This window comes from Neotabrizicola shimadae (assembly GCF_019623905.1).
In the GTDB taxonomy this organism is placed as follows: Bacteria; Pseudomonadota; Alphaproteobacteria; order Rhodobacterales; family Rhodobacteraceae; genus Neotabrizicola; species Neotabrizicola shimadae.
In genome coordinates, this window is the sequence record NZ_CP069370.1 from 1,574,444 (window position 1) to 1,599,105 (window position 24,662).

The following is a 24,662-nucleotide window of genomic DNA, read 5'->3' on the forward strand; positions in this document are numbered from 1 at the left end:
TTGGCAATCATCAACCCGCCGTTGCGGGCTTTTTCTCGCGCGTTTCGGTATGCACGATCAGGGGCTTTGCGCCCGAGTTGACGGCCTCTTCGTTCACGGCGACTTCTTCCACGTCATCCATGCCGGGCAGTTCGAACATGGTGTCCAGGAGGATGTCTTCCATGATCGAGCGCAGGCCGCGTGCGCCGGTCTTGCGCTTGATCGCGCGTCTGGCGATGGCCGACAGCGCATCGGCGGTGAAGGACAGCTTCACACCTTCGATGTCGAAGAGCTTCTGATACTGCTTCACCAAGGCGTTCTTTGGCTCGCTCAGGATCTTGACCAGCGCCGCCTCGTCCAGATCTTCCAAGGTCGCAATCACCGGCAGACGGCCGACAAATTCGGGGATCAGGCCGAATTTCAGAAGGTCTTCCGGCTCCAGCTCCCGGAACAGCTCGCCCGCGCCGCGCGCGTCGGGGTCCTTCACCTCGGCGCCGAAGCCGATGGCCGAACCCTTGTTGCGCTGTGCGATGATCTTTTCCAGCCCCGCAAAGGCGCCACCGCAGATAAACAGGATGTTCGTGGTGTCCACCTGCAGGAATTCCTGCTGCGGATGCTTGCGCCCGCCCTGCGGCGGAACGGAAGCCACGGTGCCTTCCATGATCTTCAGAAGCGCCTGCTGCACACCCTCGCCCGAGACATCGCGGGTGATCGAGGGGTTGTCGGACTTGCGGGTGATCTTGTCGACCTCGTCGATGTAGACGATGCCGCGCTGCGCCCGTTCGACGTTGTATTCCGACGCCTGCAACAGCTTGAGGATGATGTTTTCCACGTCCTCGCCGACATAGCCGGCTTCGGTCAGCGTGGTGGCATCGGCCATTGTGAAGGGCACATCCAGGATGCGCGCCAGCGTCTGAGCCAGAAGCGTCTTGCCGCAGCCCGTGGGGCCGATCAGCAGGATGTTGGACTTCGACAGTTCCACATCGCCGGCCTTGCCGGAATGGTTCAGCCGCTTGTAGTGGTTGTGGACCGCCACCGAAAGCACGCGCTTGGCATGGATCTGGCCGATCACGTAATCGTCCAGCACCTTGCAGATATCGCGCGGTGTCGGCACCCCGTCAGAGGATTTCAGACCGGTGGTCTTCGTTTCCTCGCGGATGATGTCCATGCAAAGCTCGACGCATTCATCGCAGATGAACACCGTCGGTCCGGCAATCAGCTTGCGCACTTCGTGCTGGCTCTTGCCGCAGAACGAACAGTAGAGCGTGTTCTTGCTGTCGCTGCCGGTATTGTTCGCCATCGCCCTTCCCTGTGCCCGGGACTTCCCGGGCCTCATCCTGCGCCCCTGTCATGGAATCGTAGGACAAAGCCCCCGCCTCCACAACGCCAAATCGCCCGGCCGCCCCCGCGTCAACGGGGGCCTGCCGATTTCTGCGCCGACTACTTCGTCTCGTCCTCGGACTTGCCGCGGCTGTCGAGGATCTCGTCGATGAGGCCCCAGGCCTTGGCATCCTCGGCCGACATGAAATTGTCGCGCTCCAGCGCGGCCTCGACCGTTTCATAGGAATTGCCGGTGTGCTTGACGTAGATCTCGTTCAGGCGGCGCTTCAGCTTCAGCGTCTCCTGCGCGTGGATCATGATGTCGGTGGCCTGGCCCTGATAGCCGCCCGAGGGCTGGTGCACCATGATGCGGCTGTTGGGCAGGCTGAAGCGCATTCCCTTTTCGCCCGCCGTCAGCAGGAGCGAGCCCATCGAGGCGGCCTGCCCGATGACCAGGGTGGAAACCTTCGGGCGGATGTACTGCATCGTGTCATAGATCGACAGGCCCGAGGTCACGACGCCGCCGGGCGAGTTGATGTACATCGCGATTTCCTTCGAGGGATTCTCGGCCTCGAGGAACAGAAGCTGCGCGCAGATCAGGCTGGACATGCCGTCGTGCACGGGGCCCGCGAGAAAGATGATCCGCTCCTTCAACAGGCGCGAATAGATGTCATAGGCGCGTTCGCCCCGGCTCGTCTGCTCGACGACCATGGGAACCAGCGTGTTCATGTAGGTATCGATCGGATCGCGCATCTTGCCCTGCCTCGGTTTTCGGTCACTGTTCAGCGTCAAGTCTTGCCAGAGTCTTAGTGGTGCGGTCCGGGGGCTGCAAGGGCACCCGCCCGATCACGCGCCTGTGCCCGGCTGCACGCTTTCGGCCCTTGCGCTTGCCCGCCTGCGGCTTACTCTTCCGCGGCTGACGAGGAGTGCCTGATGGACCGCAGACAATTCGCCACGATGATCGCCTGGGCGACACTCGGTTCCGCCGTGCCCAAGGGCCGGGCGCGGGCCCAGACAGCCGACTGGGAGGCCGTGGTCAAGGCCGCACGCGGGCAGACCGTGTATTGGCACGCCTGGGGCGGCGACCCGAAGATCAATGCCTTCATCGACTGGGTGGGTGGCCTTGCTACCGACAGGTACGGCGTGGATCTGGTTCAGGTGAAGCTCGCCTCTACCGCCGATGCCGTGGCGCGCGTTCTGGCCGAGCAGCAGGCCGGCACCACCGAGGGCGGCGCGGTCGATCTCATCTGGATCAACGGCGAGAACTTCGCGGCCATGAAGGCGCAGGGCCTTCTGGGCGCGCCCTTCGCGACCCAATTGCCGAACTGGAAATTCGTCGACACCAAGGGCAAGCCCGCCACCGTGACGGATTTCACCGAACCGACCGAGGGGCTGGAAAGCCCCTGGGCCATGGCGCAGCTGGTCTTTGAATACGACAGTGCGAAGCTGCCCGAGCCGCCGCGCACCCTGGATGCGCTGGCCGACTGGGTCATCGCCAACCCCGGCCGCTTCACCTATCCGCAGCCGCCGGATTATCTGGGCACGACCTTCCTGAAGCAGGTGCTTTACGGCACGATGGCCGATCCCGGCGCCATGCAGATGCCGGTGGACGAGGCGACCTACCAGGCGCAGGTGTCCCCCCTCTGGGCCTTCCTCGACCGCATCACCCCGGCGCTCTGGCGGCAGGGCAAGGCCTATCCGACCAATGAGCCCGCCCTTGGCCAATTGCTGGCCGACGGCGAGATCACCGTCTCGCTGGCCTTCAACCCCGGCCGCGCCTCTGCCGAAATCGCCGCCGGCACGCTGCCCGACACGATCCGCACCTTCACGCTGGAGGGCGGCACCATCGGCAATGCGAGCTTCGTGGCCATCCCGTTCAACGCGGCACACCGCGAGGGGGCGATGGTCATCGCCAACCTGCTGCTGGACCCCGAGGTGCAGGCCCGTGCCGCCGACCCGGCGGTCCTGGGCTTCCAGACGGTGCTGGATCTCTCTGCCCTGCCCGAGCCCGACCGCGCCCGGTTCGATGCGCTGGTGCTTGGTCCGGCGACCCTGCCGCCCGACCGGCTGGGTCCCGCGCTGCTGGAACCCGATGCCAGCTGGATGACCCGCGTCTCGCAGGACTGGATCGCCCGTTACGGGGTGGCTCAGTGAGGGCAGCCGCCCGGCTCCTGCCGCTGGCGCCGCCTGCCCTGCTTGCCCTGATCCTGACCGCCCCGGTCGCCGCCGGCCTTGCCGGTGCGCTGGCCCCTGCCTTTGGCCTGCCCGATGCCCCCGGACTTCAGGAATGGCGCCGGCTCTTCGACCAGCCCGGCCTTGCCACCTCGATCCGGTTGTCGCTGGTCACCGGCCTCGTCTCCAGCCTCGCGGCGCTGACACTCTCCACCCTGATCGTCGCCGCCCTGCATGGCACCGCGGCCTTCGCGCTTCTGCGCCGCGGCCTTGCCCCCCTCCTGTCCGTCCCCCATGCCGCCGCGGCGCTTGGGCTGGCCTTCCTCATCGCCCCCTCTGGCTGGATCGCCCGGGCGCTTTCGCCCTGGGCCACCGGTTGGACCGAGCCGCCGGACCTTCTGATCCTGAACGACCCCGGCGGATGGGCGCTGACCCTGGGCCTTGTCGCGAAGGAACTGCCCTTTCTGCTGTTGATGACGCTCGCGGCCCTGCCCCAGACCGATGCCGCCCGGCAGATGGCGGTCGCGGCGAGCCTTGGCCATTCGCGCAGCTCGGGTTTCCTGCTGGCCGTCTGGCCCGCGCTGGCACGCCAGTTGCGCCTGCCGGTGGCCGCGGTTCTGGCCTATGGCATGACGGTGGTGGACATGGCGCTGATCCTTGGCCCCACTTTGCCTCCCACCCTCGCCGTCCGCATCACCCAGTGGATGACCGCCCCCGACCTGAGCGACCGCGGCCTGGCCGCCGCCGCCGCACTCCTGCAGCTGGCGCTGGTGCTGGCCGCGCTGGCGTTCTGGCGCCTTGCCGGCCGGGCAACATGCAGCCTGACGCGCTCCCTCGCCACCTCCGGCTGGCGCGGCCGCGGTGCCGACCGCGTGCTGCGCCCCCTGGCCGCCACCCTTGGCGCCACCGCCACCCTCAGCCTCGCCGCCGGCCTCGCGGGCCTGGCGCTCTGGTCCTTTACCGGGCCGTGGAGCTTTCCCGCCGCCCTGCCCGCCAGCCTGACCCTCGGCACCTGGGCGCAGAATGGCGCCAGCCTCGCCGCCCGCACCGGCACCACCCTTGCGCTCGCGATCCTCTCCGCGGCCAGCGCGCTCGCGCTGGTCGTGGCCGCGCTGGAATCGCTCTCCCGCCGCGGCACCTCGCCCGGGCCCCGCCTTCTGGCGCTGATCTGGCTGCCCCTGGTCGTGCCGCAGGTGGCCTTCCTGCCCGGCCTTCAGGTCTTCACCCTCGCAGCCGGGACCGAAGGCACCCGGCTTTCCGTGGCCGCCGCCCACCTCGTCTTCGTGCTGCCCTATGTCTGGCTCTCCCTCGCGCCGGCCTGGGCCGCCTGGAACCCGCGCATCGCGCTGGCTGCCGCGGCCCTTGGCGCGCCACCCTCCCGCATCCTGTGGCGCCTGCGCCTGCCCATGCTGCTGCGACCATTGCTGACCGCTTTCGCCGTGGGCCTTGCCGTGTCAATCGGCCAGTACCTGCCCACGCTTCTGATCGGCGGCGGCCGGGTCGAGACGCTGACGACAGAGGCCGTGGCGCTCGCTTCCGGCGGCAGCCGGCGTGTCGCCGGCGCCGCGGCCATCGCGCAGACGCTCCTGCCCATGGCGGGGTTCTGGCTGGCCCTGGCCATGCCCGCCCTGGCCTTCCGCCATCGCCGCGGCATGGGAGAGGCGCCATGACCCTGCAGCTCGACCGCCTCGCCATCGCCCATCACGGCCGCCCGCTGGTCGCGCTCGACACCACCATCGCGCCGGGCGAGGTGCTCACCGTCATGGGCCCGTCAGGCTCGGGCAAATCCACGCTATTGGCCGCCATCCTCGGCACCCTGCCGCGCGGCTTCACCCTGTCGGGCCGCATCCTGCTGAACGGCCGCGATGTCACCACCCTGCCGGTTCAGGACCGGCATATCGGCATCCTCTTCCAGGATGACGTGCTGTTCCCGCACCTGTCGGTCGGCGCCAATCTCGCCTTCGCCTTGCCACCCGGCCGGCGCGACCGCGCCGCCCGCATCGCCGCCGCGCTGGCAGAGGCCGGCCTCGACGGCTTTCAGAGCCGCGACCCGGCCACGCTGTCGGGCGGCCAGCGCAGCCGGGTCGCGCTCTTGCGCACGCTTCTGGCCGAACCGCGCGCCCTCCTTCTGGACGAGCCCTTCTCGCGGCTCGACCTCGACCTGCGCCAGCAGATCCGCGATCTGACCTTCGCCACCGCCCGCGCCCGCGGCCTGCCCGTGGTGCTGGTCACGCATGATCCCGAAGACGCCCGCGCCGCCGCCGGCCGCATCGTGGCGCCCCTGCACGAAGCCTGATCCCGGCCCGAAACAAGTTTGAATATTAGGACAAGGAAGAAACGGGCTTCTCCTTGCGGAGATACTCTCGGGGGGGGGAGTCCGAGGCCCGCCTCGGATGGGGGGCAGAAGGCCCCCTCGCCTCACATCGGCAGGACCGTGGTCGCCTTGATCTCTTCCATGCTCAGAAGGGCGGTGACGTTGTAGATCCGCACTTCGGAAATCAGCGCCTGATAGAACGTGTCATAGGCCCGTGCGTTCTTGACCCTGACCTTCAGGATATAGTCGATGTCGCCCGCCAACCGATGCGCCTCCAGCACTTCGGGCCGCTCCTTCAGCGTGCGGAGGAACTTCTTCTGCCATTCCGCCTCGTGCTCGCTGGTGCGGATCAGCACGAAGAAACAGGCCTCCAGCCCAAGCGCCTCGGCATCGAGGATCGCGGTGGTCCGCGTGATCACGCCGGCCTCGCGCATCCGGCGGATGCGGTTCCACACCGGCGTCTTGGACGACCCCACTTTCCGGGCAATCTCGTCCAGCGACTGGCCAGCATCGGCTTGAAGTTCGACAAGGATTTTCCGGTCGATCTCGTCCAGACGGACCGCCATTCGCGCCTCCTGCCGTTTGGCGGGAAATCCGCCGAAACCGGGCGCAGTATCGGAACATTCTTCCTTATCTGCAAGGGCCACTGGCCGAAATCCGGGAAAATGTCCTATATTCACGGCATCAAACAGACGGATTGCGCCCATGTCCCGCCGCTTCACCCCCAAGGTCGTCACCGCCAACCGGCTTCGCGAAGGCGATGTGGTCTATCTGGCTGCGGATGACCGCTGGACGCCGCACCACCACGAGGCCGAACTGATCGAGGACGAGGCCCACGCGCAACTGCGCCTCTTGCACGCTGCGTCGCAACGGCTGGAGGTCGTGGGCGCTTACCTGGCCGATGCGAAGGCCGGCGCGAACGGGCCGGAACCGACCCATTTCCGCGAGGCCTTCCGCACCCGCGGACCTTCGAACTACTTCCACGGCAAGCAGGCCGATCTCACCTCGCCTCGCGCCTGACCCCGTTGACGCGCCCCGGACGTGATCCGGGGCCTCGCCTTCCCACGCACCGCCATCGCCAGCCCGAGACCGCGCGCCATGTATTCCTACTCCGACTTCGATGAAGCCTTCGTCCGTGCCCGTGTGGCGCAGTTCACCCATCAGGTCGAACGCAGGCTGGACGGCTCGCTGACCGAGGACGAGTTTCGCCCGCTGCGGCTGATGAACGGGCTGTATCTCCAGCTTCACGCCTACATGCTGCGCGTGGCGATCCCCTATGGCACGCTCTCGCCCCGGCAGATGCGGCAGTTGGCCTATATCGCCGACACCTGGGACAAGGGATACGGCCACTTCACCACGCGGCAGAACATCCAGTTCAACTGGCCGAAGCTGCCGGACGTGCCGGCCATCCTGTCGGCGCTGGCCGATGTGGAAATGCATGCCATCCAGACCTCGGGCAACACGGTGCGCAACGTCACCGCCGACCATTTCGCCGGCGCCGCAGCCGATGAAATCGAAGACCCGCGCCCCTACGCCGAGCTTCTGCGCCAGTGGTCCACCGACCACCCGGAATTCCAGTTCCTGCCCCGCAAGTTCAAGATCGCCATCACCGGCGCGCCGCATGACCGCGCCGTGACCAAGGCGCATGACATCGGTCTGCGTATGGTGAAGAACGCGGCCGGCGAGACCGGCTTCGAGGTCATCGTGGGCGGCGGCCTGGGCCGCACGCCGATGATCGGCATGACGGTGCGCGACTTCCTGCCCGTCGAGGACCTGCTGCCTTATGTCGAGGCGGTGCTGAGCGTCTACAACACGCTTGGCCGGCGCGACAACAAGTACAAGGCGCGCATCAAGATCACCCTGCACGAGACCGGCAAGGAAGAAATCACCCGCTTGGTGGAAGAACGCTTCGCCGAACTGCGCCCGCTTTTCGGCGGCAACGATCAGAAGCTGCTGGCCGACATCCGCGAGGCCTTCGCGCCGCCCGCCTTCGGCAACGCGCCCACCGATGCCTTTGACGCCTTCTACAAGGCCGACCCGGCGTTCCGCGCCTGGGCCGACACCAACCTGGCCGCCCACCGCAACGACCAGTACGCCATCGTCACCATCTCGACCAAGGCGCATGGGGCAACGCCGGGCGATGCGACCTCGGACCAGATGCGCCTGATCGCCGACCTGGCCGAAGCCCATGGCCACGGCGACATCCGCATCAGCCACGAACAGAACGTCATCCTGCCGCATGTCCACAAGTCGGACCTGCCGGCGATCCACGCGCAGCTCCTGAAGGCCGGGCTTGCCACCGCCAACGTGGGCCTCGTCTCCGACATCATCGCCTGCCCCGGCATGGATTACTGCGCGCTGGCCACCGCCCGCTCGATCCCCATCGCGCAGGAAATCGCCACCCATTTCGACGCGGTGAAACTGGAACACGAGATCGGACCGCTGAAGATCAAGATCTCGGGCTGCATCAACGCCTGCGGCCACCACCACGTCGGCCACATCGGCATCCTCGGCCTCGACCGTGCGGGGGTGGAAAACTACCAGATCACACTTGGGGGCGACGGCAGCGAGGATGCGGTGATCGGCGAAAAGACCGGCCCCGGCTTCGCCTATGACGAGATCGTTCCCGCCATCGACCGCATCCTGCGCGCCTATCTCGACCTGCGCGCCAGCCCGGAGGAAACCTTCCTCATGGCCTACCGCCGCGTCGGGATGGAGCCGTTCAAGACCGCGCTCTATGGCGCGGAAGGCTCCCGCAATGCCGCGTGACCTGCACTCCGGCCCCGTGGCCGAGCGTGTGGCCGCGCTGAACGCGCGCTACAAGCACCATTCGGCCACCGCGGTCCTGGAACATGCACTGAAGGACGATGACCTGGGCCGCGTGGCTCTCGTCTCCTCCTTCGGCGCCGAATCTGTCGTGCTCTTGCACCTCGTCTCGGTCATCGCGCCCGAGACGCCGGTGCTGTTCATCGACACGCGGATGCTGTTCCAGGAAACGCTCGACTACCAGCGCGAGGTTGCCGAAAAGCTGAACCTCTGCGACGTGCGCACGATCCGCGCCAACCCCTCGCGCGTCAGCTTCGAAGACCCCGACGGCTCGCTGCACCAGTTCAGCACCGATGCCTGCTGCGCCGTCCGCAAGGTCGAGCCGCTGGAACGCGCGCTGTCCACCTTCGACGGCTGGATCACCGGCCGCAAGCGGTTCCAGGGCAATGGCCGCGAGACGGTGGACTTCTTCGAGAACGAGGGCGACTTCCGCATCAAGGTCAACCCGCTGGCCCATTGGGGCCGCGAGGACATTGCCGAATACATGGTCGAAAACCGGCTGCCCCGGCATCCGCTGGTGGCCAAGGGCTACCCATCAATCGGCTGCGCGCCCTGCACCAGCCCGGTGAAGGATGGTGAAGACCCCCGCGCAGGGCGTTGGCGCGGCAGCGAAAAAACCGAATGCGGCATCCATTTCATCGATGGAAAAGCCGTTCGCATCCCGAAGGAAACCGCCGCATGAGCGTTCTTGTCACCGACCAGGGCTTCCAGACGCCCGCCCCTGAAACCTTCGCGACCCTCGCCGATCTCGCCCAACACCGGGGCGCGGTGGAGCTTGCCCATACCGACGATCCGTCCGGCCTTGGCGCCGAGCTGGCGAACCTCTCGATCATCCGCGTCACCACCCCCGCCTTCAGCGACGGCCGCGCCTTCACCATCGCGCGCCGCTTGCGGATGATGGGTTACAAGGGCCGTCTGCGCGCCCATGGCCCGATGATCGCTGATCAATACGCCATGGCCCGCCGCGTGGGCTTCGACGAGGTCGAGATTCCCGATGACCTGGCGCAACGCCAACCCTGGGACCAGTGGCAGTTCCGCGCCGACTGGCAGTCCCACGACTATCAGTCGCGGCTCAAGGCCTGAAAGCCGGGTTCCCCCGCGCCCCGAAAAGACGTATTCCGAAAGCCCGATCCATGACCGAAGCGACCGTGATGAACGACGCCGCCCCTGCCGCCGCAGCCGCAAAGCCCCACCTGCCCGACGCCCAGACGGTGACGAAGGTCACGCACTGGACCGACCGGCTGTTTTCCTTCCGCGTCACGCGGCCGCGCTCGCTGCGGTTCCGCTCGGGCGAATTCGTGATGATCGGCCTCTTGGGCGACAACGGCAAACCGCTCCTGCGCGCCTATTCCATCGCCTCCCCCTCCTGGGACGAGGAACTGGAATTCTACTCGATCAAGGTGCCCGACGGCCCGCTAACCTCGCGGCTTCAGCACATCCAGCCGGGTGACGAGATCATCCTGCGCCCCAAACCCGTGGGCACCCTGGTGCTGGACGCGCTCCTGCCCGGCAAGCGGCTGTGGTTCCTGGCCACGGGCACCGGCATCGCCCCCTTCGCCAGCCTGATGCGCGACCCCGAGACCTACGAGAAATACGAACAGGTCATCATGATGCACACCTGCCGCGAGGTGGCCGAACTGGAATACGGCCGCCAGTTGGTGGAAAGCCTGAAGGATGACCCGCTGATCGGCGAGGTCGTGGGCGACAAGCTCGTCTACTATCCCACGACGACGCGCGAGACCTTCCACCACATGGGCCGCGTCACCGACAACCTGTCCTCGGGCAAGGTCTTCGCCGACCTCGGCATCCCCCCGATGGATGCCGAACACGACCGCGCCATGGTCTGCGGCAGCCTCGCCTTCAACGTGGACGTGAAGGCCATCCTTGAAGGATTCGGCCTGACCGAAGGCGCCAATTCCGACCCGCAGCAATTCGTGGTGGAAAAGGCCTTCGTCGGCGACGGCATCTGATGCGGCGGCTGGCCTTCCTTCTTGTGTTGGCCGCCCTGCCGGCCAGCGCCAAGGATACGCCCCTGGTGATCTATCTGGAAAACCAGGCCTCGCGGATGCTGGTCGAGGTGGTGATCTTCCCGGTCGCCGACACTGGCGAGGTCATCGACGATGTGCTGATGGCCCGCCACGAGCCCATCGCCGGCAACTCCACAGTGGCGCTGGACACAAGGCTCACTCGCTGCGGGCCGATCCGTGTCTGGGCCCGCTTCGCCGACGGCGAAGAGGTCGCAGCCACCACCGACCTTTGCCGCAACAACCGCTTGATCGTCACCGACTGACCGGCGCCACGACGTCCGGCCCTCGGCCGGCATGAAAAGGCCGCGCTCCCCAAGGGAAGCGCGGCCAATTCTCTTCGCAGGGATCAGAGGCCGAGCGCGGTCTTGATCTGCGCGATGGTTGCATCCACCAGCGACGGGTTGGCCTTGGCGGCGGCAACCGCCGATTTCAGGGTGCCCTTGGTGCCGTCATCCAGCTGCGAGCTGTCGATCAGCGCGGTGATCTTGTCGGCATCGAAATTCGCTGGGTCCAGCAGGGCCATTGCCTGCGCCGCAGCGTCCGAAACCGCGGCGGTCGCGTCGGTCGCGGCAGCGCCGGCATCGGCGGCGGCCTCACCCGTGGCGGCGGCGGCATCCTGTGCGGCCTCGGTGGTCGCGGTGGCAGCATCCTGAACCGCCGACGTCGCGGCAGCGGCCGCATCTTGCGCAGCGGTGGTCGCAGATTCGGTCGCGGACTGGGCAGCGGCGGCGGCTTCCTCTTCGGCCTTCTTTGCGGCCGCTGCAGCCTCTTCCTCGGCCTTCTTGGCGGCGGCTTCTTCCTCTGCCTTCTGGGCGGCGGCCTGTTGCGCCGGCACATAGGAGAACTGATAGTAGCCGAGGCCCGCCAGCACGATCACGATCGCGCCGATGATGACTGTCTTGTTCATGGTCAACTCCTCATCCCGGACAGGGTGCCCGGACTGCCGCTGATATGGTGCGCATTGCGGCATATTGGAAGTCCCTTGCCCGGTGACCCGCCGGAATCGGAACGGAGACGCCGCCTCTCCGGCGGGTTGCGGGTTGAAGATTGCCGCAGCCGTGGCTATCTTGCGCGCGCTCATCGTAACGGCAGAAGGACCGACGCCATAGCCCGCAGACCCCACAACGCCCCGCCGCAGCGCGAAACGGGACCCCGTGTGAATGATCGAATCCGCGCACAGGAAATCCGGCTCATCGGAGCCGACGGCGAGAACATCGGTGTCGTGACTCCCGGGCGGGCCATGATGCTCGCCGAAGAGGCCGGGCTCGATCTGGTCGAAATCAGCCCGAACGCGGAACCGCCGGTCTGCAAGATCATGGACTTCGGCAAGTTCAAGTACGAGACGCAGAAGCGCGAGGCCGAAGCGCGCAAGAAGCAGCACATCATCGAGATCAAGGAAATCAAGTTCCGCCCCGGTACCGACACGCATGACTATGACGTGAAGATGCGCTCGGTGCTGAAATTCCTGGAAGAAGGCGACAAGGTGAAGGTCACCCTGCGCTTCCGCGGCCGCGAAATGGCGCACCAGGATCTTGGCCTTGAACTGTTGAACCGCGTGGCGGCCGATGTGGGCGACAAGGGCAAGATCGAACAGATGCCCAAGCTCGAAGGCAAGCAGATGGTGATGATGGTCGCGCCGAAGTAAGGCGCGCCACTGTTCCGGACCGGGTCGCCCCGAAGCGGCTTGCACCTGGTCCGGCCAGGCTATGCTCGGATGGCGGCGCTGGCGGGAAGTGTGCCTCGTGAAGCCGTTTGCTTGTCTTGCGGCTTTGCGGAACCCCGCCCCGCAGACCGCGGCAGCAACCCCTTGCGGTCAGGCAATTCTTACCGCCAAGTTAATGCGCGCCCGCAACCCATTGAAATCAAAAGGTCTGGCAAAGCGTCCGAGCTCGGACGCCCCCCGGCGTCACCCGGGTTCCCGAGGCTGCGGCCGGACCCTGATCTCCTTCAGAAGCCCGCCCACCCCCATGGCGGCGATGTCCTCCCCCGTGACCTCCAGCCCGCAGGCCAGCCGCTCCAGCACCCAGTCGGCCCCGTTCAGGGCCGGGCTGCGGGCACAGCCGGGAAGGCCCACCACGGGCCTCGCCCCCAGGTGCCCCAGGAACAGCAGGTTCCCCGGATCGACCGGCATCCCGAACCGCTCCACCCGCCCCCCCGCCCGCCGCACCCCCTCGGGCGCGGTGTCATGCAGGTCCGAGGTGGCCGAGCCGGTCAGGACCAGCACCATCTCTCCCGGCGCCCGGCCCAGGGCCGCCGCGATGGCCCCCTCGTCATGGGCCACCGTCTCCACCCCCGCCAGCCGCATCCCCAGGACCTTCAGCCGCCCCTCCACCGCCCGCCGTCCCTTGGCTGCGAGCTTCGGGTCCTGGCCCGGCACCTCGGTCAGCACCAGCCCGGCCGCGCCCATCACCACCGGCCGAACCCGCAGCGCCCCCGCCAGCCCCAGGCAGGCCCGCTCCACCGCCGCCCCCGCCACCGCATAGGCGATGATCTTCACGGTCCCGACGAGCGCCCCCGCCGTCACACGGGCAAAGGGCGCGAGCGTCGCCAACGTGATGGCCGGGTCCACCCGGTTCAGCGCGTGGACGCGGACCGGGTCCACCTCCACAATCCCTGGCCCGACCGCATTCAGGTTCACCCGGCCCGTGAAGGCGGCCGAGACCGCCAGCCCCGCGGCCACCGGATCGGGAACCAGCGCCGCCGCCAGCCGCGCCGCGGCCGCATCCTCGCCCAGATCGCCCGGCTCCAGCCGCGCCACCGTCACCCGGGTCTCGCCCGCCGCGGCCAGCGCCGCGAGGTCGGCCGTATCCAGCACCCGCCCCTTGCGCAGCCGTCCCTCCGCCCCCGGCAGCGAATGGGCCAGGATCGCCCCAAGTGCCCGATCGAGCGGCACCTCGCCGAAGATCATCCGCCCAGCCTCAAGACCTGCGTGACCTGCGCCAGGATCGACACAGCGATCTCGGCCGGCGACTTCGCCCCAATGTCCAGCCCGACCGGCGCATGGATACGGGCGATCTGGTCCGCCGTGAACCCCGCGGCCTCCAGCCGCTCCAGCCGCCTGGCGTGGGTCTTCTTCGACCCCAGGCACCCCAGGTAGAAGCAGGGCGAGGCCAGCGCCGCGCGGATCGCCGGGTCGTCCAGCTTGGGGTCATGGGTCAGCGTGACCACGGCCGTGCGGGCATCGGGCGCAAGCGCCGCCAGCGCCTCGTCGGGCCAGTCCGACAGGATCGTCTCGCCCGGAAACCGCGCCGAAGAGCCGAACGCCTCACGCGGGTCGATGAGCGTCGGATCATAGCCGCAAAGCCGGGCCATCGTCAGGAGGGGTTGCGCGATGTGAACCGCGCCAACCACAATCAGCCGCAGGGGCGGGTTGTGGATGGCAAGGAAGCGGCCATCCTCCTCCATCCCTGACCGGTCCGACCGGAACCGCGCATCGGCCGCCGCGTCCTCTCCCGGCGAGAGCAGGCGGCGCGACCAGCCTTCGGGCCGAACCTCCAGCGCCACCGCGCGCCGCGCCGACCGGGCCGCGACCAGATCGGACAGCAGGACGGGAGACAGCGCCGCAGGCCCCTCGCCCACCGGCTCGACCAGCACGCGGATCGTGCCGCCACAGGCAAGCCCCACGGCAAAGGCGGTTTCGTCTGATACACCGAAGGTCAGAAGACGGGGCTGGCCATCTTGCAGCGCCTCAAGCGCCTCGGTCACCACAGCGCCCTCGACGCAGCCGCCCGAGACAGAGCCCATGATCTCGCCCGCGCCGGAGATGGCCAGCTGGCTGCCCGCCTGGCGCGGGGCCGAGCCCCAGGTTTCCACGACCGTGGCCAGCGCGGCCCGTAGCCCCCTGCGGTGCCAGTCCAGCGCGCATTCCGGGATCGCGTCATGTGTGGCAGTCATCATCCGGTCCTCCCGGATGGCATCATGGCAGGGCGGATGCCGCCCTGCCACTGGTCTTTGGTCGCGTCAGTCGCGTCAGTTCGAGGCGACGGTCAGAAGCGGCGTGATCACCCGCACGGCCACACGGCGGTTCAGCCGTTCGTCCCGGTCGGTCGGGATGCGCAGGTCGGCCTCGCCATAGCCCTGCACCACCAGGTTCTCGGGCGGCACGCCGAAGTACTCGGTCAGCGCCAAAGCCACGGATTCCGCCCGGCGGTCTGACAGCGCCAGGTTCGCGGCGGCAGAGCCCACGGCATCGGTATGGCCTTCGATCAGGAAGATCTCGCCAGGGTTCCTTGCCAGCATCTTCTTCAGGAAGGACCCCAGGGCCGCCAGGTTTTCGGCCTGCGCCGCAGTGATGGCGGCCGAGCCTGTGTCGAAGGTGATGTTGTCCACATCCACCGTGGCGGCCAGCGCGCGGACTTCCTTGATGTCGCGCACCTGACGCAAGCTGAAGGTCCGCCCGATGTCGCGCGCCTGGATCGCGGCCAGCGCCGCCGCCAGTTCGGGATCGCCACCCTGGGTCGAGATCACGGGAGCAGTGGGCCGTGGCAGGGTCGACACGACAACCGGCTTTTCCGGCGCGAGGTCGTCGATCAGCACGATCTCGCGGCCCCGCGTGTCATAGGCGGTGCGCTTCAGCACGCGGCCCGTGGCATCGCGGATCGTCACGACCGAGGTGCCGTCGTCGCGCGTAACCGTGGTGCGGGTCGAGCCGTCGCTGAAGGTTTCGGTCTTCACGGCCGAGCCGGGCTGGCGCAGAAGGGCGTCATCGTCCTTGTAGACAGCATAGTTGCCGTCCGAGCGCTGCACCACGACACGGTCGCCGGTGTTGGACACCACCTGGTCGCGGTTCGACAACAGCACGCCGACGGCAAGGGCGCCAAGGGCGACGAGGCCCGCCTTTTCGAAGTCGGAAAGGCCCTTGTCCTTGTTCTTCTTCTTGCCCGAGGCGGTGGTGGCGAAATCCTCGGCAGACGAGCGCGTATCGCCCTCGGTCAGCACCGTTTCCGTCACCGCCGCGGCGGGGGGCGCGGCAGCGGGATCGGTGGCCGCCACCGCAGCAGCAGCTGCCGCTGCGGCAACGGCGGGCACCGTGGCATCGGCAGCGGTGACCTCGGGCTGGGCCAGAAGATCGGTCAGCGCCTTCACTTCCTCTTCGCTCGGCGGCGTGGTCACGGCCTCGGGGTTGATGGTCTGTTCGGCCACGGGAACCGCCGGCTCTTCTTCGGGCGCGGGAGGCTGTTCACCCGCCGTCTGCTCCGGCTGTGCCGGGGTCGCCGGATCGGGCACCGCAACTTCGACATTGGGTTGTCCGTTCTGCGACTCGGACGGGCCGGTCGGCGTTTCGGCCTGGTCCTGGCCGGGGGTCTGATCCGGGATCATGACCGGGGCAGGCTGCGCAGTTCCATCCGTGCCGGCGGACTGCCCGGAAGCCGGATCGGCCGGATCCTGTCCGGGCGGCGTGGCTTCCTGTGCGGCCTGTTCGGCTGCCGCCGCCTCTGCGGCCTGACGCTCGGCCTCCGCCTGGGCTGCGGCAGCAGCCTCGGCGGCCTGACGTTCGGCTTCGGCCTGGGCCGCGGCAGCAGCCTCCGCCGCCTGACGATCCGCTTCTGCCTGTGCAGCGGCAGCGGCCTCGGCGGCTTGGCGATCCGCTTCTGCTTGCGCGGCGGCAGCGGTGGCTTCCGCGGCCTGACGGTCGGCCTCTGCTTGCGCGGCGGCAGCGGCCTCGGCGGCTTGGCGATCCGCTTCTGCTTGCTCGGCGGCAGCGGCAGCTTCCGCCGCCTGGCGATCGGCCTCCGCTTGCGCGGCAGCGGCGGCTTCCGCCGCCTGGCGTTCGGCTTCAGCTTGTGCCGCAGCCTGTGCTTGCGCTTCGCCCTCGGCCGCCGCAGCGGCCGCCTGCGCCGCTGCCTCTGCCTGCGCAGCGGCCTCTGCGGCAGCCTGATCGGCAGCTTGCTGCAATTGCTGCGTGATCGCCTCCAGGTCGCAGGGCGCCTCGGCCGTCGGGGTGCACAGCACCGTGCCGTCCTCGCCGATCACCGCTCCGTCCGCGGCCACGGTCTGCGCCGAAACCGGAAGCGGGGTCACCGGCGCGATGGCCAGCGCCAGGGCGGTCGTGGTGGTCAGAAGGCGTTTCATGGCTTGTCCTCGTCTTGCAGCCCGATCCTGGGCCGATTCCGCCCGGACTGCGGGCGCCGGTCCGGACTGACACGGTAGGCCGGTGCTAAGCGATAACAACCGCCGTGTTATCTCTTGCGGGTCACCGGCGGGCTATCGCGCATCGGCCATGGCGGCCAGCAGGCGGTCACGCTCGCCCGCATCGCCTGCCGCGGTGATGGCCGCGCCCAGATCTTCCAGCGAGGCGATGGAATGGGCGGCGCGGAAGCAATCCACATGGGGCAGCATGGCACGGATGCCCGCCGCCTTTGGCGCGAAGCCATCCCAACGCAAGAGCGGGTTCAGCCAGATCAGCCGGCGCGCCGACAGATGCAGTCGCTGCATCTCGCGCGAAAGCGCCGCGGGATCGTCGCGGTCGAGCCCGTCCGAGATCAGCAGCACCACCGCCCCCTGCCCCAGCACCCGGCGCGACCAGTCGCGGTTGAAGACGTGGAGGGATGAGCCGATGCGGGTGCCTCCCGACCAATCCTGCGCTTCTGCCCCCGCCGCTTTCAGCGCCGCATCGACGTCGCGCCTGGCCAGGTGGCGCGTGATGTTGGTGAGCCTTGTGCCGAAGGTGAAGGCATGGACGCGCGCCCACCCCTGGCCCTTCCGGTTGGCGACGGCATGAACGAAATGCAGCACCAGCCGGGAATAAGACGACATGGACCCCGAGATGTCGCACAGCACGACCAGGTTCGGCCAGCGTGGCCGGGGGGCCCGGTAGGACAGGCGCTGCATCTCTCCCCCCCGGCGCAGCGCGGCGCGCAAAGAGGCCCGCGCGTCGATCAACCGACCGCGCGCATCCGGGGCACCGCGGCGGGTGGCGAGCGGCTTCACCGGAAGGTCCAGCCGCGCCAGCATCCGTTTCGCCTCGGCGATCTCGTCGTTCGACATCAGCTCGAAGTCCAGCGTCCGAAGCCGCTCTTCGCCCGAAGCGGTGGCGCGGGCGTCAATCTCGATCTCGGGCGGCGGCTCTTCGGCTTGCGGCAGCAGCGGCAGGCTCTCGCCCAGAAGCGCCTCGGCGGCGCGGCGCTCGGCGGCTTCTGCCGCCTTGTCCTCCTGCACGCCGCGCACAGCAGGCAGAAGCAGCGACATCATGTGTTCCAGGAACTGCGGATCTCGCCAGAACAGGCGGAACACCTGGGCAAAGACTGCGCGGTGTTCGGGGCGGCTTACGAAGCAGGCCATCAGCGTGTGGTAGAAATCCCCGCGCGAGGTGAAGCCCGCCGCCTCGACCGCGCGGACCGCATCCACCACCCGGCCCGGCCCGATGGGCAGGCCGGCACGGCGAAGCGCGCGCGCGAAATGGGCGATGTTCCGGGGAAGGGCCCCGGGATCATGCGGCATGGGGGAGGCGGCGCCCGGCATCGGCGGCGGAAGCGGGAGGCTCACACCCCCCGCGCCCCCGGTCGGGAATTTGAGCCAGGATGAAGCAGGGTCATGTGAAGGCTGCCTCGCGCTTGACCTCGGACAAGAGGCGCGCTGCTTCCGACCCGGCGATCTTCTGGATGTCGTCCTGGTACTTCAGGATCGCGCCAAGCGTGTCGGCGATCACTTCGGGTGAAAGCTGGATCGTGTCCAGCGCCACCAGGCATTTCGCCCAGTCGATGGTTTCGGCCACGCCGGGCTTCTTGAACAGATCCTCGGACCGGAGTTTCTGGACGAAAGCCACGACCTCGGCGGTCAACCGGGCCGAAGCCTCGGGCGCGCGGGTGGCAAGGATCTGCATCTCGCGCGCGGCGTCGGGGTAATCGACCCAGTGATAGAGGCAGCGTCTCTTCAGCGCGTCGTGCACCTCGCGGGTGCGGTTTGACGTAAGGATCACGATGGGCGGTTCGGGCGCGCGAATGGTGCCGAGTTCGGGGATGGTGACCTGAAAGTCGGACAGCGCCTCCAGCAGGAAGGCTTCGAAGGGCTCGTCGGTGCGGTCCAGCTCGTCGATCAGCAAGACGGGGGCCCCGCCCGCCTGAGGGCGCATGGCGGCCAGCAGGGGCCGCTCGATCAGATAGTCCTCGGTGAAAAGCTCGCCCTTCAGCGCGTCTCGGTCTGCGCCCCCTGCCGCTTCCGCGGTACGGATCGCGATCATCTGCGCGGCGAAGTTCCAGTCGCAGACGGCCGAGGCAGCATCCAGCCCCTCGTAGCACTGCAGGCGGATCAGGCGACGCCCAAGACCGGCGGCGATGGCCTTCGCAATCTCGGTCTTGCCGACGCCGGCCTCGCCTTCCAGAAACAGCGGACGCCCGAGTTTCAGGGCCAGGAACACCACGGTCGACAGCGCGCGGGGGGATACGTAGCCTTGACCCGCCAGCATTTCTGCCGTGGCGTCGATCGAGCCGGGAAGGTCAGTCATGCAGGATTCTCCCTGCCCCGGCGACGCCGTGGGCGGCCTCATGCTCACCCGGCGCCGGGGTGAGGGTCAAGCATCCGGGGACCACATGCGACCAATGGACAGTGCCCTCAACGCCGGAAACAGTCACCTGGCACTGTTGCGCGTTTGGCGCCACTGCCGTGAACCCAAGCGCCTTGCCGGAAGGCTCTGGCGCTGCGACACTCCCGGTCAAGAACCCCAAACGGACACGCCGCAGCATGACCTCTCCCGCCGACAGCGACGACATCACCGCCACTGGCCCGGCCGAGGATTGGCTCGCGAAACTGGACCGCGTGGGCGAGGAGGCGGGCTATTTCCAGACGCTCGGGCCGCGCCACTGGGCCTTCTTCGCGGATGAAGGCACCACACTGCTGGTCACATTCGAATCCGCCGCCGCCATCCGGGCGGGCAAGGACGGGCTGCCGCAGGGCCATGCCATCGCCAGCGCCCGCGGCTGGTCGCATCTGTGCCTGATCGCCGAGGGGCAGACCTGGTATCGCGACCCCGGTGTCTGGGGCTACTTCGACCGTTTGGTCGACGATGCCTTCTTCGAGGATTTCGACAAGGTCCTGTTCTATGGTGCGGGGCCCGCCGGTTATGCCGCGGCGTCCTATTCGGTTGCCGCCCCAGGCGCGAGCCTTTTGCTGATGGCGCCCCGCGCCACCCAGGACCCCGCCTTCGCCGGCTGGGACAGGCGTGACCCTGCGGCGCGGCGGCTCGATTTCACCTCGCGCTATGGCTACGCCCCCGCAATGGCCGAAGGCGCGGCCGAGGTCATCGTGATCTACGACCCGTCCGAACCGCTGGACGCGATGCACGCCGCCCTGTTCCGCGCGCCCTATGCCACGCTCTTGCGCACGCCCGCGCTTGGCCCGGCGCCGGAACGCATGTTCGACAGCATGGGGCTAACGGCAAGGCTGATCGAGGCGGCGATGGCGGGAGGGCTCACACGCTCCAGCTTTGCCCGACTATGGCGGCTCAGGCGCAATTCTGGCGTCTATGCCCGGCTCTTGATGGACAAGCTGGCCGCCGGCGGCAACACGGCGCGAGAGTTGCGCGCGACACGATGGGTCGCCAGCCACTTCAAATCCGCCGGCTTCCAGAAACGGCTTGCCGCGCTGGAGGCGCGGCTCACCCCACCGTCCTGATCTTCAGCGCGACCGCCCGTCGTAATGGTGGGCGGTCTTGGCGATCTCGCGCGGCTCCACACCGTCCAGGCAGTTGATGTTCACCGCCACCATGGGGGTGCCGTCCGGCATCGCACCCCAGGCAAAGCTCTCGATCCCGCAGGTCTTGCAGAACTGGTGACGGATGGTGCCCGTGTTGAAGAGATACTCCGTCAGGCTATCCCCGCCCTGGTCCAGATGAAACGAGGCCCGCGGCGTGAAGGCCAGCACCGAGCCCAGGCGCTGGCAGCGCGAGCAGTTGCAGGTGACTGGGTTGTCCAGGCTCACCTCGGCATGAAACCGCACTGCCCCGCATTGGCATCCGCCCGTGTATTCCATCGCCTGTCCTCCCGTTCCACGCCAGTCTAGCCGCAACCCGGACCCGGATTCCACTGGAACCGCGCCCCCCTTTGCGCTACCGCGCAGACATGAGCCAAAGCCTGACGATCCGCCGCCCCGATGACTGGCACCTGCACCTGCGCGATGGCGCGATGCTGGCAGCCGTCCTGCCCGAGACAGCGCGCCACTTCGCCCGCGCCATCATCATGCCGAACCTGGTCCCCCCGGTCGTGACCGCCGCCCAGGCCGCCGCTTACCGCGACCGGATCCTGGCCGTCCTGCCCGAAGGCATGTCCTTCGAGCCGCTCATGACGCTCTACCTCACCGAAGGCACCGATCCGGCCGATGTGGCCGCGGCCCATGCCTCGGACCTGGTGAAAGCGGTCAAGCTTTACCCCGCGGGTGCCACGACCAACTCGCAGTCGGGCGTGCGCGATTTCGGCAAGGTTCAGGCGGTGTTGGAGAAGATGGCCGAGATCGGCCTGCCGCTTTGCGTGCATGGCGAAGTCACGGCCTCCGAAGTGGACATCTTCGACCGCGAAGCGGTGTTCATCGACACGGTGCTTGACCCGCTGCGCCGCCGCATCCCCGGACTGCGCGTGGTGATGGAACACATCACCACCGAAGAGGGCGTGGCCTATGCCCGCGCCGGCGGGCCCGACCTGGGCGCGACGATCACCGTCCATCACCTGATCATCAACCGCAACGCCATCCTCGCGGGCGGGATCAAGCCGCATTACTACTGCCTGCCGGTGGCGAAGCGCGAAAAGCACCGGTTGGCGCTGCGCAACGCCGCAACCTCTGGCGAAGCGCGGTTCTTCCTTGGCACCGATTCCGCACCGCATCCGGACCATCTGAAGGAACATGCCTGCGGCTGTGCCGGATGCTTCACCGCCACCAATGCCATGTCCATGCTCGCCGAAGTGTTCGAGCAGGACGGTGCGCTTGACCGGCTGGAAGCCTTCACCTCGCTGAACGGCCCGGCCTTCTACCGCCTGCCCCCGAACGAGGCACGGATCACCCTGGCGAAGGGCGAACCCGTGACCTACCCGGCAAAGATCGAGAGCGGCGCAGGTCCCGTCACCGTTTTCGACCCCGGCTTTGCCCTGCACTGGTCCGTCACCCTCTGAGGATAGCCCGATGCCAGACCGCACCTTCGGCCAGACATTCCGTCAGCTTGCCCTTGCGATGCTGAACGCCACGCTCCTGCTCGCCGTGCTTCTGGTGTTCGGAACCTGGCTCCTGATCGGCCGGGTGCAGCATTTCGCCACCGACACGGCGGAAGCCGCCGCCACCGCTCTTGGCGCCGACCTGAAGGGCCAGATGACCGGCGAGGTCGCCACGTTGAGCGCAACGCTTGAAAATCTGTCCACGCTGGATGCACGGCTTTCCGACGTTATCGCGAAGGCGGGCACCGGCGACAGCGCCGCGGTGGCCCAACTGACCGGGCTGCGCACCGACGTGCAGACGCTGACCGCCTCGGTGGACAAGTTGAACGGTACGGCCAAGGCTTTGCGCGACAATGGCGGCGAGGTCCTGACCGAAACGCTGCACGGCTTCCTTCTGGAACTGGCCGAACGCCTTGGGCCCCTGCCCGCCCCCACCGCACCTGCCAACTGAGGTTCTCATGATCCCCGCCAGCTTCCCGCCCCGGGACGAAATCGCCCGACTGACCGCCCGCGCGCTGTTGGAAATCAAGGCGGTGCATTTCAACGCGGAAACCCCGTTCACGCTCGCCTCGGGCCTGCCCTCGCCCACCTACATCGATTGCCGCAAGTTGATCTCCTATCCGCGCATCCGGTCGATGCTGATGGATTTCATGGCCGCCACCGTGATGCGCGACGCCGGGATGGAAGCCTTCGACAACATTGCCGGTGGCGAAACCGCGGGCATCCCCTTTGCCGCGCTGGTGGCCGAACGCCTGGCGCTTCCCATGACCTATGTGCGCAAGAAGCCCAAGGGATACGGCCGCAATGCCCGCATCGAAGGCGCCATGACCGAAGGCCAGCGCGTCCTGCTGGTCGAGGATCTGACAACCGACGGCGGCTCGAAACTCTCGTTCGTCGATGCCATCCGCGAGACGGGCGCCACCTGCGGTCATACCGCGGTGATCTTCTATTACGGCATCTTCCCCGGCACCGAGGAACGGCTGGCCGAACACGGCGTCAAGCTGCACCACCTCTGCACCTGGTGGGACGTTCTGGCCGAGGCGAGGGCGCAATCTGCCTTCGATCCGGCCACTCTCGCCGAGGTTGAGTCGTTTCTCAAGGCGCCACGGGCCTGGCAAGAGGCACGAAAGGCACCCTGAGCCACCCCATTCGGGCGGGCAGCTGTGGATGAGCGTGGATAACTCCGTTCAACGACTCACCTCTCTGGTGGGTCAGCCTCGCTGCGGCCGCTAGATGTGGTAGATTGACGATCCGCCCTCTTTGGCGGCTCACGATTCGGCCCGCCCCGGCACAAGGGTTATCCCCAGAGATACCCAGATTGCGGGCGGTCGCGGTTTCGGGCAGCAGGGGGTCAGGGACAGGGGATGGGAATGACCGACAAGACCGCCATACGGGCGCTTGCGCCAGTACAACCGATTCCGGCCGAGACAGCCGAACACGTCCTGCCGCACAATATCGAGGCCGAGCAGCAACTGCTCGGTGCGATCCTGACCAACAACGATGTCTATGACCGCATCGCGAGCCTGGTGCGCGCCGAGCATTTCTTCGACCCAGTCCACCAGCGCATCTTCGAACGTTCGGCCGCCCGCATCCAGAAGAACGCGCTCGTCTCGCCTGTGACGCTGAAACCCTTCTTCGAAGATGACGCGGGGTTGAAGGAACTGGGCGGGCCGGCCTACCTCGTGCGTCTTGCCGGCGCCGCGATCTCGGCCCATGCCGCGCGCGACTATGCGCAGATGGTCTATGACCTGGCCGTACGCCGTGAACTCATCGCCCTTGGCCGCGACATCTCGGCCAAGGCGGCGCAGGTGGAAATCCACAACGAGCCGCGCGACCAGATCATCGAGGCGGAACAGAAGCTCTACAAGCTGGGTGAACAGGGCGTGGCCGAGCGCGGCTTCGTCTCGTTCCTCAAAGCGGTGACCGAGGCGGTGAATTCCGCCAACGCCGCCTATCAGCGCGACGGCGGTCTCGCCGGCATCTCCACCGGTCTGGTCGACCTCGACAAGAAGCTGGGGGGCCTGCATCCGTCGGACCTGCTGATCCTCGCGGGCCGTCCGTCGATGGGCAAGACCTCGCTCGCCACCAACATCGCCTTCAACATCGCCAAGGCCTACCGCCGCGGCCGCACGCACGACGGCACGGAAGGCGCTGTCGAAGGCGGCGTGGTGGGCTTCTTCAGCCTGGAAATGTCGTCCGAACAGCTGGCCGCGCGCATCTTGTCAGAGGCCTCGGAAGTGCCGTCCGAGCAGATCCGTCGCGGCGACATGACAGAGGCCGAGTTCCGACGCTTCGTCGAGGCCGCCAAGGCGCTGGAATCCTGCCCGCTCTACATCGACGACACGCCCGCCCTGCCCATCAGCCAGGTCGCCGCCCGCGCCCGCCGCCTGAAGCGCACACACGGGCTCGACGTGCTGATGGTGGACTACCTGCAACTCCTGCGCGGCTCGTCCAAGGAGAACCGCGTTCAGGAAGTCTCCGAGATCACGCAAGGCCTTAAGGCCATCGCGAAGGAACTGAACATTCCGGTCGTCGCGCTGTCGCAGCTGTCGCGCGCGGTCGAAAGCCGCGACGACAAGCGCCCGCAGCTTTCAGACCTGCGCGAATCCGGCTCCATCGAACAGGACGCGGACGTGGTGATGTTCGTCTTCCGCGAGGAATACTACCGCGAACGCGAAAAACCCGCCGACCACGAACTCGACAAGATGGCCGCCTGGCAGGAGATCATGGAAAAGACCCATGGCAAGGCCGAGGTCATCATCGGCAAACAGCGCCACGGCCCCATCGGCACGGTGGAACTCAGCTTCGAGGGCCGCTTTACCCGCTTCGGCAACCTCGTCCAGCCCTGGCAGCAGGGCGGCGAGTACTGAGCCTCGCCCCGGCGCAGGC

Annotated in this window: 25 protein-coding genes; 15 read left to right on the forward strand and 10 right to left on the reverse strand. The window is 67.7% G+C overall.

Annotation, left to right across the window (positions count from 1 at the left end; translation table 11 throughout):
- Positions 1-10: 10 nt before the first annotated feature.
- Positions 11-1,279, reverse strand: a complete 1,269-nt coding sequence (gene clpX, locus JO391_RS07600; protein WP_220663841.1) for an ATP-dependent Clp protease ATP-binding subunit ClpX — start codon at positions 1,277-1,279, stop codon at positions 11-13.
- A gap of 140 nt (positions 1,280-1,419) precedes the next feature.
- On the reverse strand, positions 1,420-2,052 hold the full coding sequence (clpP, locus tag JO391_RS07605) for an ATP-dependent Clp endopeptidase proteolytic subunit ClpP (RefSeq protein ID WP_220663842.1): 633 nt from the start codon (positions 2,050-2,052) through the stop codon (positions 1,420-1,422).
- A 204-nt stretch (positions 2,053-2,256) separates the two neighbouring features.
- Here clpP and JO391_RS07610 point away from each other — a divergent pair, with 204 nt between their 5' ends.
- The 3 genes from JO391_RS07610 to JO391_RS07620 are packed head-to-tail and all read left to right on the forward strand — an operon-like array spanning position 2,257 to position 5,767.
- Entirely contained in the window at positions 2,257-3,453 is a 1,197-nt protein-coding gene (locus JO391_RS07610) for an ABC transporter substrate-binding protein (RefSeq protein WP_220664479.1), read from the forward strand.
- The gene (locus JO391_RS07615) at positions 3,450-5,141 is read left to right on the forward strand and encodes an ABC transporter permease (protein WP_220663843.1); all 1,692 of its coding nucleotides are present in this window, start codon (positions 3,450-3,452) and stop codon (positions 5,139-5,141) included. Before JO391_RS07610 ends, JO391_RS07615 begins: the two co-directional genes overlap by 4 nt.
- Complete coding sequence (locus tag JO391_RS07620; RefSeq protein ID WP_220663844.1) at positions 5,138-5,767, forward strand: ATP-binding cassette domain-containing protein; 630 nt, start codon at positions 5,138-5,140, stop codon at positions 5,765-5,767. The genes JO391_RS07615 and JO391_RS07620 overlap by 4 nt, the downstream gene beginning before the upstream one ends.
- Before the next feature lie 122 nt (positions 5,768-5,889).
- On the opposite strand, the gene JO391_RS07625 is transcribed toward JO391_RS07620, so the two are convergent.
- Positions 5,890-6,351: an Lrp/AsnC family transcriptional regulator gene (locus JO391_RS07625; RefSeq protein WP_220663846.1), complete on the reverse strand. Its 462-nt coding sequence runs from the start codon at positions 6,349-6,351 to the stop codon at positions 5,890-5,892.
- Between the two features lie 139 nt (positions 6,352-6,490).
- Here JO391_RS07625 and JO391_RS07630 point away from each other — a divergent pair, with 139 nt between their 5' ends.
- The 6 genes from JO391_RS07630 to JO391_RS07655 all read left to right on the forward strand — a co-directional run bounded on the left by JO391_RS07630 (position 6,491) and on the right by JO391_RS07655 (position 10,901).
- Entirely contained in the window at positions 6,491-6,805 is a 315-nt protein-coding gene (locus JO391_RS07630) for a DUF2849 domain-containing protein (protein ID WP_220663848.1), read from the forward strand.
- 78 nt (positions 6,806-6,883) lie between these two features.
- Positions 6,884-8,554, forward strand: a complete 1,671-nt coding sequence (locus JO391_RS07635) for a nitrite/sulfite reductase (RefSeq protein ID WP_220664480.1) — start codon at positions 6,884-6,886, stop codon at positions 8,552-8,554.
- On the forward strand, positions 8,544-9,293 hold the full coding sequence (locus tag JO391_RS07640) for a phosphoadenylyl-sulfate reductase (RefSeq protein ID WP_220663850.1): 750 nt from the start codon (positions 8,544-8,546) through the stop codon (positions 9,291-9,293). The genes JO391_RS07635 and JO391_RS07640 overlap by 11 nt, the downstream gene beginning before the upstream one ends.
- Positions 9,290-9,694 (forward strand): DUF934 domain-containing protein, encoded by a 405-nt coding sequence (locus tag JO391_RS07645; RefSeq protein ID WP_220663852.1) that lies wholly within the window; start codon positions 9,290-9,292, stop codon positions 9,692-9,694. Before JO391_RS07640 ends, JO391_RS07645 begins: the two co-directional genes overlap by 4 nt.
- Before the next feature lie 50 nt (positions 9,695-9,744).
- Positions 9,745-10,581, forward strand: coding sequence for a ferredoxin--NADP reductase (locus tag JO391_RS07650; protein WP_259444852.1), 837 nt, complete (start codon positions 9,745-9,747; stop codon positions 10,579-10,581).
- Complete coding sequence (locus JO391_RS07655; RefSeq protein WP_220663854.1) at positions 10,581-10,901, forward strand: hypothetical protein; 321 nt, start codon at positions 10,581-10,583, stop codon at positions 10,899-10,901. The genes JO391_RS07650 and JO391_RS07655 overlap by 1 nt, the downstream gene beginning before the upstream one ends.
- Positions 10,902-10,984: 83 nt before the next feature.
- Here the strand turns inward: JO391_RS07655 and JO391_RS07660 are convergent, their stop codons facing one another.
- On the reverse strand, positions 10,985-11,545 hold the full coding sequence (locus tag JO391_RS07660) for a hypothetical protein (protein ID WP_220663856.1): 561 nt from the start codon (positions 11,543-11,545) through the stop codon (positions 10,985-10,987).
- 249 nt (positions 11,546-11,794) lie between these two features.
- On the opposite strand from JO391_RS07660, the gene infC reads away from it, so the two are divergent.
- Entirely contained in the window at positions 11,795-12,283 is a 489-nt protein-coding gene (gene infC / locus JO391_RS07665) for a translation initiation factor IF-3 (protein WP_259444853.1), read from the forward strand.
- Between the two features lie 261 nt (positions 12,284-12,544).
- Here the strand turns inward: infC and JO391_RS07670 are convergent, their stop codons facing one another.
- The 5 genes from JO391_RS07670 to JO391_RS07690 all read right to left on the reverse strand — a co-directional run bounded on the left by JO391_RS07670 (position 12,545) and on the right by JO391_RS07690 (position 19,081).
- The gene (locus tag JO391_RS07670; protein ID WP_220663858.1) at positions 12,545-13,546 is read right to left on the reverse strand and encodes a molybdopterin-binding protein; all 1,002 of its coding nucleotides are present in this window, start codon (positions 13,544-13,546) and stop codon (positions 12,545-12,547) included.
- A complete protein-coding gene (locus JO391_RS07675; protein ID WP_220664483.1) occupies positions 13,543-14,532 on the reverse strand; it encodes an XdhC family protein in 990 nt (329 codons plus the stop codon). The genes JO391_RS07670 and JO391_RS07675 overlap by 4 nt, the downstream gene beginning before the upstream one ends.
- Positions 14,533-14,607: 75 nt before the next feature.
- Positions 14,608-16,710 (reverse strand): OmpA family protein, encoded by a 2,103-nt coding sequence (locus JO391_RS07680; RefSeq protein ID WP_259444854.1) that lies wholly within the window; start codon positions 16,708-16,710, stop codon positions 14,608-14,610.
- A gap of 132 nt (positions 16,711-16,842) precedes the next feature.
- Entirely contained in the window at positions 16,843-18,078 is a 1,236-nt protein-coding gene (locus tag JO391_RS07685) for a vWA domain-containing protein (protein ID WP_259444855.1), read from the reverse strand.
- Between the two features lie 91 nt (positions 18,079-18,169).
- Positions 18,170-19,081, reverse strand: a complete 912-nt coding sequence (locus JO391_RS07690; RefSeq protein ID WP_220663860.1) for an AAA family ATPase — start codon at positions 19,079-19,081, stop codon at positions 18,170-18,172.
- A gap of 236 nt (positions 19,082-19,317) precedes the next feature.
- On the opposite strand from JO391_RS07690, the gene JO391_RS07695 reads away from it, so the two are divergent.
- Positions 19,318-20,247, forward strand: a complete 930-nt coding sequence (locus JO391_RS07695; RefSeq protein WP_220663862.1) for a hypothetical protein — start codon at positions 19,318-19,320, stop codon at positions 20,245-20,247.
- Positions 20,248-20,250: 3 nt separating this feature from the next.
- Here JO391_RS07695 and JO391_RS07700 read toward each other — a convergent pair whose 3' ends face one another.
- Positions 20,251-20,604, reverse strand: coding sequence for a GFA family protein (locus tag JO391_RS07700; RefSeq protein ID WP_220663864.1), 354 nt, complete (start codon positions 20,602-20,604; stop codon positions 20,251-20,253).
- Positions 20,605-20,693: 89 nt separating this feature from the next.
- Here JO391_RS07700 and pyrC point away from each other — a divergent pair, with 89 nt between their 5' ends.
- The 4 genes from pyrC to JO391_RS07720 all read left to right on the forward strand — a co-directional run bounded on the left by pyrC (position 20,694) and on the right by JO391_RS07720 (position 24,643).
- Positions 20,694-21,734, forward strand: coding sequence for a dihydroorotase (pyrC, locus tag JO391_RS07705; protein ID WP_220663866.1), 1,041 nt, complete (start codon positions 20,694-20,696; stop codon positions 21,732-21,734).
- Positions 21,735-21,744: 10 nt separating this feature from the next.
- Complete coding sequence (locus tag JO391_RS07710; protein ID WP_220663868.1) at positions 21,745-22,224, forward strand: hypothetical protein; 480 nt, start codon at positions 21,745-21,747, stop codon at positions 22,222-22,224.
- Positions 22,225-22,231: 7 nt separating this feature from the next.
- Positions 22,232-22,912 (forward strand): orotate phosphoribosyltransferase, encoded by a 681-nt coding sequence (locus JO391_RS07715; protein ID WP_220663870.1) that lies wholly within the window; start codon positions 22,232-22,234, stop codon positions 22,910-22,912.
- Between the two features lie 231 nt (positions 22,913-23,143).
- Positions 23,144-24,643 (forward strand): replicative DNA helicase, encoded by a 1,500-nt coding sequence (locus tag JO391_RS07720; protein ID WP_375155691.1) that lies wholly within the window; start codon positions 23,144-23,146, stop codon positions 24,641-24,643.
- Positions 24,644-24,662 lie beyond the last annotated feature (19 nt).